Origin of the sequence: Paenibacillus phytorum (genome assembly GCF_013141715.1) — a bacterium.
GTDB lineage: Bacteria > Bacillota > Bacilli > Paenibacillales > NBRC-103111 > Paenibacillus_E > Paenibacillus_E phytorum.
The window spans coordinates 58913-72772 of the sequence record NZ_WHOA01000085.1 but is presented as its reverse complement, the minus strand read 5'-3'; the positions used below and the strand labels follow the sequence as shown (position 1 = coordinate 72772).

At 43.6% G+C, this 13860-nt stretch carries 13 protein-coding genes and 1 pseudogene; 5 read left to right on the top strand and 9 right to left on the bottom strand.

All coding sequences use genetic code 11. From position 1 onward, the window contains the following. Window positions 1-403 precede the first annotated feature (403 nt). The 3 genes from GC098_RS11070 (at window position 404) to GC098_RS11060 (ending at window position 1928) form a co-directional block, all read left to right on the top strand. Window positions 404-733 carry an ArsR/SmtB family transcription factor gene (locus GC098_RS11070; RefSeq protein ID WP_171643220.1) on the top strand — a complete coding sequence of 110 codons (330 nt, stop codon included), beginning with the start codon at window positions 404-406 and terminating at the stop codon, window positions 731-733. 18 nt (window positions 734-751) lie between these two features. Continuing rightward, the gene (locus GC098_RS11065; RefSeq protein WP_171643219.1) at window positions 752-1261 is read left to right on the top strand and encodes an SRPBCC domain-containing protein; all 510 of its coding nucleotides are present in this window, start codon (window positions 752-754) and stop codon (window positions 1259-1261) included. Between the two features lie 517 nt (window positions 1262-1778). Next, complete coding sequence (locus GC098_RS11060; RefSeq protein WP_171643218.1) at window positions 1779-1928, top strand: aspartyl-phosphate phosphatase Spo0E family protein; 150 nt, start codon at window positions 1779-1781, stop codon at window positions 1926-1928. A 70-nt stretch (window positions 1929-1998) separates the two neighbouring features. Here GC098_RS11060 and cydS read toward each other — a convergent pair whose 3' ends face one another. The 8 genes and pseudogenes from cydS to GC098_RS11025 all read right to left on the bottom strand — a co-directional run bounded on the left by cydS (window position 1999) and on the right by GC098_RS11025 (window position 10251). Beyond that, window positions 1999-2097, bottom strand: coding sequence for a cytochrome bd oxidase small subunit CydS family protein (gene cydS, locus GC098_RS41540; protein WP_376769369.1), 99 nt, complete (start codon window positions 2095-2097; stop codon window positions 1999-2001). Between the two features lie 5 nt (window positions 2098-2102). Further along, window positions 2103-3134 (bottom strand): cytochrome d ubiquinol oxidase subunit II, encoded by a 1032-nt coding sequence (locus tag GC098_RS11055; RefSeq protein ID WP_171643217.1) that lies wholly within the window; start codon window positions 3132-3134, stop codon window positions 2103-2105. Next, window positions 3131-4474: a cytochrome ubiquinol oxidase subunit I gene (locus tag GC098_RS11050; protein WP_171643216.1), complete on the bottom strand. Its 1344-nt coding sequence runs from the start codon at window positions 4472-4474 to the stop codon at window positions 3131-3133. The genes GC098_RS11055 and GC098_RS11050 overlap by 4 nt, the downstream gene beginning before the upstream one ends. A 366-nt stretch (window positions 4475-4840) precedes the next feature. Then, the gene (locus tag GC098_RS11045) at window positions 4841-5164 is read right to left on the bottom strand and encodes a luciferase domain-containing protein (protein WP_171643215.1); all 324 of its coding nucleotides are present in this window, start codon (window positions 5162-5164) and stop codon (window positions 4841-4843) included. Between the two features lie 31 nt (window positions 5165-5195). Continuing rightward, the gene (locus tag GC098_RS11040; protein WP_171643214.1) at window positions 5196-6572 is read right to left on the bottom strand and encodes an MFS transporter; all 1377 of its coding nucleotides are present in this window, start codon (window positions 6570-6572) and stop codon (window positions 5196-5198) included. Window positions 6573-6631: 59 nt separating this feature from the next. Further along, complete coding sequence (locus GC098_RS11035; RefSeq protein ID WP_171643213.1) at window positions 6632-7201, bottom strand: TetR/AcrR family transcriptional regulator; 570 nt, start codon at window positions 7199-7201, stop codon at window positions 6632-6634. Window positions 7202-7349: 148 nt separating this feature from the next. Continuing rightward, window positions 7350-8791, bottom strand: a pseudogene (gene pdxR / locus GC098_RS11030) (MocR-like pyridoxine biosynthesis transcription factor PdxR). 227 nt (window positions 8792-9018) lie between these two features. Then, entirely contained in the window at window positions 9019-10251 is a 1233-nt protein-coding gene (locus GC098_RS11025; RefSeq protein WP_171643212.1) for a cysteine desulfurase, read from the bottom strand. 115 nt (window positions 10252-10366) lie between these two features. Between GC098_RS11025 and GC098_RS11020 the strand changes: the two genes are divergently transcribed. Next, window positions 10367-11191, top strand: coding sequence for a LysR family transcriptional regulator (locus tag GC098_RS11020; RefSeq protein WP_171643211.1), 825 nt, complete (start codon window positions 10367-10369; stop codon window positions 11189-11191). A gap of 142 nt (window positions 11192-11333) precedes the next feature. Beyond that, on the top strand, window positions 11334-12521 hold the full coding sequence (locus tag GC098_RS11015) for a benzoate/H(+) symporter BenE family transporter (RefSeq protein WP_171643210.1): 1188 nt from the start codon (window positions 11334-11336) through the stop codon (window positions 12519-12521). Window positions 12522-12653: 132 nt separating this feature from the next. On the opposite strand, the gene GC098_RS11010 is transcribed toward GC098_RS11015, so the two are convergent. After that, window positions 12654-13844: an MFS transporter gene (locus GC098_RS11010; protein ID WP_171643209.1), complete on the bottom strand. Its 1191-nt coding sequence runs from the start codon at window positions 13842-13844 to the stop codon at window positions 12654-12656. Window positions 13845-13860 lie beyond the last annotated feature (16 nt).

Below are 13860 nucleotides of genomic sequence, written 5' to 3'. Positions count from 1 at the left end.
GCTATTTTGGGAAATCTGTGCTTGAAATCGAATGAGAGGAACGTGGGGGCGCTAATTGATCAATTTTGAACGATCCGGAGGCAAAAACCGCGAAATAACGTATCGTCGTTCCTCTTCCTCATGATTTCGGGCGTTTTTCGGCTATATAACGCATCGTCGTTCCCTCAGCGCATTCATTTCTACCATAGCATAAGTACAGTAAAGGGTAGGTAGGCATAAATGTATATTGGATTGAGCCCACTCGTCTTATACAAATCTTGCTCGAGCAAATTCACAAATTAATTATGCAATATTCCTTGACAGGAATATTCAGATTGAGGTATATTGTAAATAGAAATAAGGTAACTTGCTAACGAAACGAGGTGGCCTGACTTGACTAGAACTGGAACAGGAAATCATCATCATGGATAACACAACATTTAACGCACTGGCCGAACCCAACCGTTTACGCATTGTTGAACTCCTGTTAGAGGGTCCCTTGACTGTAGGGGATATCGCCGATGGCCTTGGACTTCGCCAGCCTCAAGCCTCGAAGCATTTGCGTGTCCTGCTGGAGGCCGGACTAGTCGAGGTGCAGGCTGTTGCCAATCGCCGGAACTACAAACTTCGTTTGGAACCATTTCAAGAACTGGATAGTTGGCTTGAAACCTACCGCAGTGTCTGGGATGAACGACTTGACGCTCTGGAGAATTACCTGCAGAAGCTGAAAAACAAACAAAATAACCAAAACTAAATTTTAGGAGGATTTTCAATGTCAAACAAAATGATTTCCAAGGTAGATGGTCAGGAACTAATTTTGGAGCGTGTTTTTAACGCGCCGCGCGAGCTTGTATTCAAAGCATTCTCCGAGGCTGAGCATCTAAAGCACTGGTGGGGACCTCGCGGTTGGACGCTTACAGTTTGCAACGTCGATTTTCGTCCGGGCGGTATCTGGCATTACTGCATGAAGTGTATCGATCAGAACCAAGGGGATTTTTACGGATACGAATCTTGGGGCAAAGCAGTCTATGATGAAATCGTTGAGGCGGAGAAAATCATTTACGTCGATTACTTCTCGGATGCCGAAGGGAATGAAACGGAGGGTATGCCGTCGTCTCACATAACGATGACTTTTGTAGAATTTGAAGGCAAGACGAAGCTTGTCAGCCGCTCAAAATACGCTTCACCTGAAGCGCTCAAAACTGTCATGGAAATGGGAATGGAGCAAGGAATTACTGAAACTTGGGATCGTCTCGAAGAGCATCTGCAATCCATCCAATAATCTCTTATCACAAGGCCGTCCGGCATATAGCCGGCGGCTTGTTTTAGGAGTTAGTGGGTAAAACAAAGTGATCCTAGTAAGTGTAGCGATGTATTTCATCGCTACACTCACTCCTAATCGCTCATACGCAACTCTAGCGATGAAAAACATCGTCTCAGCATGCACTTTAACCAGATGGGCACTCATTCTGAAATAATTTCAGCCTTTTTATAGGCAATAGAGCTACTTTGCGTTGGTTATTTTTTACAATATTCGCGTGGATAAACACGGATTAGCTTGCTTAATGCTGTATAAAATACAACTTTGTCGTTCCATCCAACCATGTTCGATAATGTTAGTTACCCATCAACAGTAAATGACATTAAGACGCAAAAAAACAGAAATATTATTCTATGTTGAAATAATATTTCACAAATTTGTCATAAAGTTTATCCACCCAATCATTACCTTTTATAGCATCCTGTTTTATAATAGGTATACAAACCATTATTGAACAGAATTGGTGTGAATAAGTGATATGGAACTACTGCTATTAGAAAAAATCGAAGCATTACGCATTGAAATGATAGAAGAGGCGTATATACGCGGAAGTTTTACGCATGAGAAAGTAGTAGATCTTAGTCAAAAATTAGATGAATATATTGTTAACTTTCAAGAGTTAAAATGATAGTACTTTTATAGAGAATAGACCAGGGGATATGCAACTGCATATCCTCTTTTTTTTTAGTTAAGTTCGATTATAACTTATCCTGCCCTCTTGAGAACATCATGAATAAGATCCCGAGGGAAAACGCCACAAGTAGAAGAGGCGCAATCATAAGCAGAAAGAAATCCATAATCATCACCCTTTCTTGGTGGGATTCCCTCGCACATATTCAGCATCAAACAGGAACAGTCGCATCAGTAGAACAAGTGATGGAATAAGCAGACATAATCCAGCAAGGAAAACGACAATTAGCGAGATAGCCATAGCATCGTTCGTGAAATTCTGGTGAATGGTAATGAACGGATAAAGGATATAGGGCAAGTGGGAAGCTCCATATCCGAAGAAAGCAAAGGCGAATTGCAGCATAACAAGTATAAATGCCCAGCCAAAGCTTTTTCGTTTGAACATCAGATAGACCGCACCCAAGAAGCATAGTAACGAAGCAACGAACATCCAAGACAAATCAAGCATAGCTTGAAAATGTTCCGGATTGTGCCAGCGAATAGCGAAAAAAACAAATATACTGCACACGATTGTTGGAGGACTCCAGCCTAGTGCGTAGCTTCGGACGATTTCAAGTGCTTCATAATCCTGCGCTTTGTTGGCATAGTAGGAAAGAAACATCGCAGAAATGTAAAGAACACTAACAAGTGCAAGAAGTACAACCGACCAGGAATAGGAGCTTGTGAAGAGCTTGCTAAAGTGTAAAATAACCTTGCCATTCTCTTCTGTCATATAGCCACCTTCCGATATCGTCAGGACGGTCGATAAGGAAGCAGGAATGAGGAGGCCGGTTGCTCCATACAAAAATGTATACAAGTGGCTTTGTTTTTGCATTTGTCCATATATACTAAAAGCATAGTAAGAACCGCGTATCGCAAGTAGCACAATCGCGATGCTGCCAGGCACCAAAAGGGCTGTTCCAAAGTAATACGAGCTATCGGGAAAGAAGCCGACTATGCCAACAAAGAAAAAAACTAGGAAAACATTCGTTACTTCCCATACGGGTGATAGGTAACGTTTGATGATGTTTTCAACGAGATGTTTTTTTCCTGTAGCGTATGAGTAATAGCTGAAGAAGCCTGCCCCGAAATCAATGGAAGCAACGATCAGATAGCCGTACAGAAATATCCATAGGACTGTAATGCCGATTAACTCGTACTTCATTGTGTAGGTCCCCCCTCAATACCTCTGCTCTTAAGTTCTTCTTGTACATCACTGTTCTTGAACATTTTCCTTAGCACTTTGACCAAAGTTAACCCAATCGCTACATATAGGATGCAGAACAAAAGGAGCATCAGATCCACATGTGTGGAGGTGGTCGCTCCATGGACGGTCTTCATATAACCTCGAAGTATCCAAGGCTGTCGGCCTACCTCAGCATAAATCCAACCCAATTCAATCCCCAAAATGGCAAGGGGGCCAGAAAGGACGATCAACCTCAACAGCCAACTTGGATATTGGACACTCTTTAATTTGTAAACCATCCAAACAGATGCCATAGAAAGAACCGTAAGGAAGATGCCTATCGTGACCATCGAATCAAAGTAGTAATGAACAATAAGAGGGGGACGCTCAGCAACAGGTGTTTCATTTAAGCCCTGAACTTCGGAATTCGGGTTATCGTGAGCTAGAATGCTTAGGGCGAATGGGATTTTCAACCCGTATTTAATCTGATGATCTTCTGTTAAAATCCCCCCTAGAACAAGCGGCACCTGTCTAGCCGTCTCAAAATGCCATTCAGCGGCAGCCAGCTTCTCGGGTTGGTATTTGGCCAAAAATTTCCCGGAAAGATCTCCAATGAGTGCAGTTGTAATCGAGAAAATAAGAGCAGCAATCATCGTTAGCTTGAGTGCTTTACGGTGATAGAGCGAATCGCGCTTCTTAAGCAAAGCAGCGCCAGCTATCGCCGCAAGGACGAAGGCGCTAGTCATATATGCAGAAGAAAGCACATGTGCGACCTTCGTTGGAGTAGCGGGATTGAACATGGCTATAAGTGGCTTAATGTCTGTAATGGAGCCGTTGTTCAGCTTAAAGCCCTGCGGGGTATTCATAAATGCGTTAACGGTTGTGATAAAAAAAGCAGACGCTGAGGATCCGAGCATGACCGGAATACTGAGCAGAAAATGAGTGATGGGCTTGCGGAATCGATCCCAAGTGTATAGATAGATGCCTAAGAATATTGCTTCAAAGAAAAATGCAAAGGTCTCCATAAACAAAGGCAAGGCAATAGCTTGGCCCGCAACGCGCATAAAGCTCGGCCACAGCAGGCTGAGCTGGAGACCTATAGCGGTTCCAGTGACAACACCAACAGCAACGGTAATAACGAAGCCGCGGGCCCAGCGCCGCGCAAGAAGCAGGTAGTAAGGATCGTTTCGCTTAATGCCAGACCATTCGGCGAATGCGATCATGATCGGAATACCGACACCTACGGTAGCGAAGATAATATGGAAGGCGAATGTGAGCTCTGTTAGCATTCGGCTATAAAGCACGGGATCATAAGTCATATGTGATGTACTCCTTTTCAGTTTGAAAATTGCTTGGGAAAGCATTTATTTCGAATATGCGATCATCTGTCGGAGCCAGGAAAGAAGCATGAGAGAAGCGACGATGATACAGAGCCATATTAACCATTTCTCTTGCTTTTTGTACTTATCTATATGATCACCTACTGTACGGGTCAGATTGAATGGTTACATTCTATTAGAATGCCAATATTTTGAAATTTTACTCCATGTACTTGATTGCCAATCCGACATTTTGGAGAATAGCAAACACTGTTGATAATCATGCATACAGAAAGACCCTCAGGCAAAATGCCTGAGGGTTCTCCATCGACAATAAACTAAAAATAATATGGAGTGCTCTTATCATTATTCATTTCGATTTGCCACTAGATAATCATACTTGAATCGTAGAAGTTCAATGGCGTTAGTAACATCCTCATTTGACGTTAAATAAACCGATACCCAACCAGAATCAGGATACATATGATGGGGCTGCGCACGCCCTGAAACTATAAGCTGATCGCGAAACGATTTTGGCATGAGCAAGTCGACTAGAGGATCTCCATGTAGATGACCAATTTCTTTTCCGATAAACAGAAATTCAATCCCTCCGAAACGGTGTGGCTGCTGAGTTACTTCTGGCCATGAAAGCAATTGGTCGATAAAAATTTGCCTCACATTACCATTCATCTTTATGTTCCCTCCCCTAATCGTGATTTGTTCAATGTTCAATTGCAACGCTTGGTTTCTTGGTACGGAATTGCAAGTGGTAGAAGAACAAGATCCCCACATGCATTGCGGCAAGAACGAGATAAAAATTGCTGTATAGGTAACTGTTCGGATCGACATTTAACGGATTCCAATGAACGGAGGGACCCTGTGCAACCACAATACTGTAAACGCCTGCAGCTATTCCTTGGGCTATAAAACTGACCATCGAGAAAAGACCCATGCCCACGCCAACCTGATCTTTGGGCAATGATCTTGAAACGGAATTGGACATGGCAATCTGCAAGAAAGATTGGCCTACGTTACCAAAAATCAAAAAGAATGAAATCCATAGAGGCGAGATTCCTGTAAAGATGGACAACAAGACAAAACAAGTAATTAAAGAACCGGAAGCAACAGAAAATAGGTATGAATTGCCTTTCAGATCAGCCAGTTTCCCGCCTTTTCTCCCTAGAAGTGCTGAGGCTGCCGCAGCAGGGACCATGGCGAAACCAATCCAATTGGAACCAAGATGATAAACTTGTGAAAACAGAATCGGAGTTAAAAAATACAAGGAGATGCCTATGCCACTAATGAGAAACGCCAGTGTTATTGCGATGGTATACTTCTTGTTACGAAACAACTGAGGTTGGATAAAAGGTTCTTCGGCGGTACGAATTCGTACGATGAAGAGGCTTAAGGTTGCTAAACCGATAACCAAATACCACAATGATCGATTTGTGACCCCTAGCAGAAGCAGCGCAATGGATGCGGCGAGCAAGCTTCCGCCAAGCCAATCGAATTTGCGCGGAGCTTGTTTCACTTCATGCTCGAGATATTTTCGATACAGCGGCAGCAATAATAAAATTAATAGGGAAGGCAGAAACAGCCATCTCCAATTCGCAAAGCTGACGATAGTAGCGGAAATAACAGGTGCAAGAGCGCTTCCGAGCGCAATCCCGACGGCTGTCATGCTTAATGCGGAGCCTCTCTTTTCAGGTGAAAAATACCTTACAGGGATAATCAATGCAATTGCCGGAATAGCCGCGGCACCTGCAGATTGCAGGCACCTTCCGAGTAGAGCGAACCAGAAAGTTTGTGAAACGAGCCCCATTAGAGAACCCGCCGCAAACAATGTCAGTCCGAACGTCAATAGGCTCTTCAGTTGGAATCTGTCCGCAAGTTTCCCATAAGTCACGGTTCCAAACGCGTAGATAAGCGTATAGGCGGATGACAGCCAGCTCACCTGGGCAAGGGTAAGATGAAACTCCTCGCTGATTTGCGGGAGCACAACGTTAAACATTAGGGCGCTCATCGATGACATCATAACGGTAAACAGCAATAATCGCATTAAGATAGGACCTTTTTGCAGCATTGTTTCAGAATTCATGGTTTATCGCTCCTTTGAATGAATGCAAGCACATACTTGCATTGTGGCTTTTAAAAAAGCTAGGGAGTTAATGCCCTAGCGAATAACCGCACGCTTTCTTCAATAAATTCGTCCAAATCTATGGGAGAAAAGTTGCTATTGAACGCACCATGATTCATCAACATGAAAGCATATGCCTGTATGTCAGGTTTTGAAGTTATCACTTTACCTTGCTCAGACATGGAAACCAAATAATTCGTTAATAGCTTCCTAAGTTCCTGAGGATGGCGGTGGGCCTCCTGATATACTTCTGGAGGGAGACTGCTGCTTCCTTTTTGAATAATCTGAAACAGTTTTCTATTCCGATTCATGAGATAATGATACTTTTGGCTGATAATAAGAAGGTCCTCATGCAGCTCGCCTGTCAAAGATTCGTTAAAAAGCTTTGTCATCTCTAAGGCATAGTGATAACGGTTGAAGGCAGCTGCTAACAGCTTCTCTTTCGTGCCGAAATGGCGAAAAAGCGTGACTTCGTTCACTCCAGCAGCAGCAGCGATTTCCTTAGTAGTCGTGCCATCATACCCTTTTTCCGCCATGAGATCGATTGTTGCTAACAGAAGTTTATCACTCGTACTTGGATTGTTGCTCATTGATCTACCCTTCTTTAATGCAAGTACTTACTTACATTTTTTATTATATGAGAGCTGATCTGCAATGTCAAGGACTGGAAGCACAAATTTTTAAAATAAAAAACTGCCCTTCCTATGTAAATAGCGAAGGGCAGCTTTCACAATCCTTTTAACATTTCTGTGTTAATGCATGAAAAGCCTGAGCTAGTTTGGATATGCCAGACGCGATCTCATCCATTGAGGGACGAGCAAAGCATAATCTTAGATGTCCTGGCTCAGAACCAAATACAGTTCCTGGCATAAATACAACCCCTCGTTTTATCGCTTCCTCCAATAACTTCTGATCGTCAAGCTTGTCCTTGATGGTGCACCATAAATTTAGACCTCCACGAGCCGGAGTAAAGCTGATTTGATCAGGCAATTCTTGCTGAAGGGATCGAATCATGACATGCTGCTTCAGAGAAAGGGAGTCTCTTAGGAAGTGTATATGTTGATCAAACAAATCCGATCCCAGAAATTTATTAGCAAGCCACTGTGGGACAATGCTTAGGCCAAAGTCCATTTGCTGGCGAGCATCCGCTAATCGTTGTACGACAGCCTGGGGAGCTACCAACCAACCGATCCGTAATCCTGAAGCTGCAACCTTGGATAAGGAACCGACATAGAGTACGGAACCGTGAGTATCGATGGATTTCAACGTATCAGGAGGACAATGATCAAAGAAGTAAGGCTGAAAGGATTATCTTCTACGATGGGTATACCGAGTTCTGCGGCGATCTTCAGCAAGGCTTCTCTTTTAGATGCTTGAAGGATCGTCCCTGTCGGGTTCTGATAGTTCGGATTCAAGAAAATCATGCGAATGCGATGTTGGCGGTACAAATTCATAATGTCTTCGGGTTCGATGCCATCTTCTTTTACGGGTAAGCGAAAAATGCGGAGCCCGGCAGATTGGAACATAGACAAAGAATAGTAATAAGACGGGTCTTCAATGGCAACCGCATCCCCAGGAGCTAACAAACATTGCATAATCAAATACAGAGATTGCTGTGAGCCGGAGGTGATAAGGATGGAAGCTTCTGTCGCTCGAATACGTAATCTTTCCTCCAGAAAACCTACAAGAGTCTCTCTAAGCGGCAAATACCCACTAGGATCGTCATATCCTAAGTAGGCTTCGAAAGGAATGTCCTTCATTATTTGCTTAATCGCATCATTGGGGAATAAGTCGGCAGATAATTCGCCACTAGCAAAGTCAATGATTGATTCTCGTTCACGTAGAACCTCACGGACCCGGCGGATATATGGAAGATTGGGGGCAAAAGTGCCACCTTCGACATATTGACGCCAATTAGGTGTTAAATTAGGCCTAATACCCCAAATATGGTTGCTGACCATGGTACCGCTTCCGCTGATACTTTCGACTATTCCTCTTGCACGTAATTCCTCATAGGCCTGTACGACGGTGCTTCGGTTTACTTCCAGTCGTTCGGCTAGTTTACGTTCAGAAGGCAAGAAACTTCCAGGCGGATATTCGCCATGTATAATACTCCTCTCCATCTCATCTGAGATCTGTTGATAGAGAGGTTTTTTACTCGTTCGGTCAGGTTTGCGCATGTATACCACCATCTTTGAGAAATATCAATTTATTCCATAGTATAATACAGTTCATGAATTCGTTGTTGAACTCTCAAGTAGAATATATGACAAACTCGCTAATCTTTTAATAATAGTGGGGATATAATGTGCAAAAATGGAGAAAGGGTCTGGTTATTATTTGCGTAATAATTGGAAAATATTCCATGGAATTTGCTGTGGAGCAACCCCTATATTCCATCACATTTTTATTGAGATACGTAGTTGAAATAAGATATCGCCCGCTTTAAGCCCTTCACAAGAGCATCAATATCTTCTTCCGTATTGTAAATATAAAAGCTTGCGCGCGCTGTGGATGAAACGTTAAGCCATCTCATCAAAGGCTGGCAGCAGTGATGGCCCGCTCGAATCGCAATTCCTTCCGAATCCAGAACCGTTGCGAGATCATGGGGATGCACATCTGACACATTAAAGGTGACTAATCCGCTTCTAAGTTCGGGCTGCTTTGGGCCATAGATCGAAACTTCTTCAATCAATGAAAGTTGCTCCAATGCATAGCTGACCAGTTGATTCTCATGCTGACGAATGTTAGTTAACCCGATTTGTTGCAGGAAATCGATTGCGGCGCCAAGCCCGATAGCGCCTGCAATGTTCGGCGTTCCTCCTTCAAACTTCCAAGGAAGCTCCTTCCAGGTGGATTCGTATAAGTCCACGTGATCGATCATTTCTCCGCCATATTCATAAGGCGTCATTTGTTCCAAGAGGGCTTTCTTGCCATACAGAACACCTATGCCGGTAGGGCCTACCATCTTATGACCGGAAATGGCCATAAAGTCACAATCCAAGTCTTGAACATCCAGCTGAAGATGCGGGGCGCTTTGAGCAGCATCAACGCAAATCACGGCCCCGTGACGGTGGGCGATTGCCGCAATCTGTTTCACAGGATGAATAGTTCCCATCACGTTGGAAACATGGGTTATGGATACGAACTTGGTTTTCGAAGTGATAGCTTCCTCGACATCTTCTAAGCGAATGGTGCCATCAGGTTGGATGGGAATATAGCGAAGCGTTGCCCCTGTTTTATTAGCTGCCTGCTGCCAAGGGATGAGATTGCTGTGATGCTCCATTAAGGTGATCAAGATTTCATCGCCCTCTTTAAGAAACTCTCTCACATAACATTGAGCGACTAGATTTAATGAAGCGGTTGTTCCGCGAGTGAACACGATCTCGGCCGACTCCCTGGCATGGATAAACGATTTGACTTTATCTCTGGCATTCTCATAGGCATCTGTAGCTAATGAACCTAACGTGTGTGCACCGCGATGAACGTTGGAGTTGTAATTCGTATAATAATCCCGTAGCGCTTCAATGACAGCATAGGGCTTCTGTGATGTGGCCGAACTATCTAAATAGACCAGAGGATGTCCATTAACTTGCTGCTTTAAAATCGGAAATTGGTCTCTTATTTCTTGGATATTCATGGTGAAAACACTTCCCTTCAAAAGAATGACTATAGAATGACATGGTTTGATCTATAATACAAATACTATTAATATTATATAATCATAATAATTTGATTATATATCTGGGGGGCTTATGAATACTAAACACTTGTCCTTGTTCTTGCAGGTTATTAAAAAGGGGAGTATTACTCAAGTTGCAAAGGATACCTATGTGAGCCAACCTGCGATTTCCATGCAGCTTAAGCGTTTGGAGCAGGAAGTAGGAGTTCCCCTGTTTACGGTTGTTGGCCGGGATATCGCTGTGACGGATGCAGGACTTACTCTGATGGAGTATGCAGAGACCATGCTGTCCTTGGAAGGGCAGATTTATCGGGCAATGGAGGAATATCGGCTAGGGAATCGAGGCAAAATCATTGTAGCTGCCTCCCAAGTAGTCGCCGCTTATTTGCTACCGAAAATCATGTATTCGTTTACTGAAACATATTCCGATATCACAGTAGAACTGCAAACAAGAACGGATGAGGAAATTGAGAGATTAGTCAGAATGGGCAGCATTGATATCGGAATGACACTGCAGCCGCCAGACGATCATTTTTCATTTCGAGTTACGCCATTTGCTCAGGAGCGATTGATAGGTATTCAACCTTCGTTGTCATTCCATAGCCGAAAGTTGATTGTTCCTCGAGATGTTGTATCCTTACCCATAAACGATAAATGGGATATGGAGATCATGCCTCTCGATTCCACCGAAACGGTTAAACAATTTGTCATGCAGGGGATGGGGTATGGAGTGATCTTGGAATCAGCAGCTAGTTTAGAGCTATCTTATGGGAAGCTGCTGCCTTGGACAACGTTCACACCAATACCTGTGGTAGCGAGTGTTATTACAAGGCCTGCCGAGCGTCTGTCCAAGAGTGTTTGGTATTTCTTGAATCATCTAAGGAGTGGAGAGGACTGATGAGATGGGAAAGAATGGCGGGATTGGTTGGGAAAGAAATCTCGAAATTGGGTGGTTACATACCAATGAGGCTAAGCTACTATTATGTAAATAAGTAGTTACCTTTTCATAGGAAAAAACAATAGGATAGATTGGGGAGTATATGTCAGCTCTGAATACACAAAACCTATCGACCGGCGTTATGTCTGCTTTGATGGCCTGCACGGGTGGCGCCATCATGATCATAAATAGTGCTGAAACAGCGGGGTTTAGCCGGTCGCAGCTGATTTCCTGGTTGTTCTGTGTCTACTGCTTAGGCGGTATTCTAAATTTGGTATTGACATGGAAATACAAGATCCCTTTTGCCGGGGCACACTCGATCACGGCTGTTGCTTTTCTAAGCACAGTTGTCGATCAATTTACGCTGAATGAATTGGCAGCCGGTTTCATTATGGCGGGGGGACTTATCGCTATATTTGGCTTTACAGGATTATTCAGTAAAGCGTTGGATTACATCCCAAAGCCTTTTATTGATGCTATGCTAGCCGGGTTGGTCCTTCAATATGTGGTGAATATCATTCCGGCGTTAAAGGATTCACCTCTTATTGGCGGAATGGCCATTTTAGGTTTTTTTATCGCCCCCAAAATTTCAAAATCAATCCCTCCGTTACTAGGGGTCATACTTTTTGGCGTCTTAGGACTTTTCATCGGATATGATTTTCCGGCAGTACCGGAGGCTGCTGAATTTGCCTTACCTCAAATCATTATTCCTTCCTTTACCGTTCACAGTTTCTTCTCGATTGCGATTCCGATTGCCGTTCTGATTCTGACAAACGATATTGCAGTGGCTTTAGCTGCTTTGAAGAAAAACGACTTTCAGCCTCCAGTTAACCAGACGCTTGTACTTTCAGGGGTTGGCACGCTTATCGCCGGTTTTTTTGGAGGCCATGCCGTGAACATTGGGGGGATGATGACCGCGCTCTGCAGCAGTAAGGAAGCGGGTCCGAAAGAAAATCGGTTAGGTGCGGCACTAGTTTCCGGAGGATTAGTCACTTTATTCGGTTTATTTGCATGGAAAGTCATTGTGATTATTGAAATGCTGCCTTCCGCTTTTATTACGATGTTATCAGGATTTGCTCTCATAGCTGTATTGTTAAATAGCATGCAAGCTGCGTTCTCGGAGTCGTCATATCGATACTCGACCTTGTTTGCTTTTCTAATCGCGATTTCAAACGTCTCATTTATTGGGGTATCCTCTCCTGTATGGTCTTTGTTGGTAGGGATCATTTCAGCACAAATTTTCGGTGAAGGAAAGTTCAACAAGAGAACAGAACGGGGAGAGCAGACTTAGCGATTCGAAAGTAACCGTAAAACTGATCGAACAGCAGCTGTTCTATAAAGAAGCAGCTGCCATGACCAAAAAGTGGTATGACGAGGGTAAAACTAATCGGGACGCGATGATAATCTGTGGAATGCGCTGTTGCTATCTTCCTAAAGATCCTGATTTCAAAATTCTCTTCTCTTTATAAAGCACGTTCATTATAATAACTAGCGCAACCATCACCAATGTGATCGGTATGATAAAAATAGTTGGTGATATACCTCGGATCAATACGGGCAGTAAGTAGCCGATGAGTGATGCTGTTTGGGAGATAAAAAGGTACAAACTGGCCCCAAAGCCTGTGTGGTTGATAAACATGCGCTGAACGTAACCCATTGCTACACCATATAAAATAGAGATGGATAAAGAATAGACAGGCTGGACCGTAAAAAACAGCGCTAAAGGAGAAGACAGTGTATACACGATATAAGTGACGAGCGCACATATGCCGCCTAATACCATGATGGGTTTGCTCCCGAACTTGGCCGCCCAATAACCTGTCAAGGTCATGAATAACAGTTCAAAAACGGCCTGACCGCTCCACAGGTACGACATGAGATCTGGCCTTCCGAACCTTTCGTTGAAAACTAATGGTAAATACAATCCGCGGATGGCGTCAGCACATAAAAGCATCAAGAGCGCTATCAACATGGCCAAAGAGAACGGTTCACCAGCCTTGATGGCTGCGGTTTCAGCCGCTCCTTTAATTTCGTTATAAAATAACAGAAGCAAGAAGAGACCCGTAAATCCTGCGACATTACCCCAGAGTACTCCTCGGAATCCTGTAATCAGATACAGATTAGCGCCGAACAGCAGGCCCATAAAAAAACCAACGCTATACCCAGCACGAAGCCAAAGCATCGCTATTTCCATAATGGATTCGGCTTGTTTCTTGAAATGATTGCGGGCCATAGCAAAAAGTTGTCCCATGATCAATCCAGATGGGCCCACGGCAATCGACATGCCAGTCAGAGCCTCTATATAATTGTCAGCATGCATGTAGATGATGAGCCCGCTTGTGCAAATTACAGCAGCAATCATCGGAATTGGTTTTTTTCCCTTGATCCTGTCACTGACAATGCCGACGGATAAAGTAATGACCATGTTCAGAAATAATGAGATAGAGAAAATGGACGCGATCTCGCCTTTTGATAAACCTAGATGATCCTTCAAATATACCGCATTCATGGGAGCTAGTATGCCAGTTCCGATTCCGTAAATAACGATAGCCATCAGAAGGTATCCGGCTCCCTTAATACGCAGAAATAACTTGATATCTGATTTCAATTGCATGATCTACGTCCTTTCA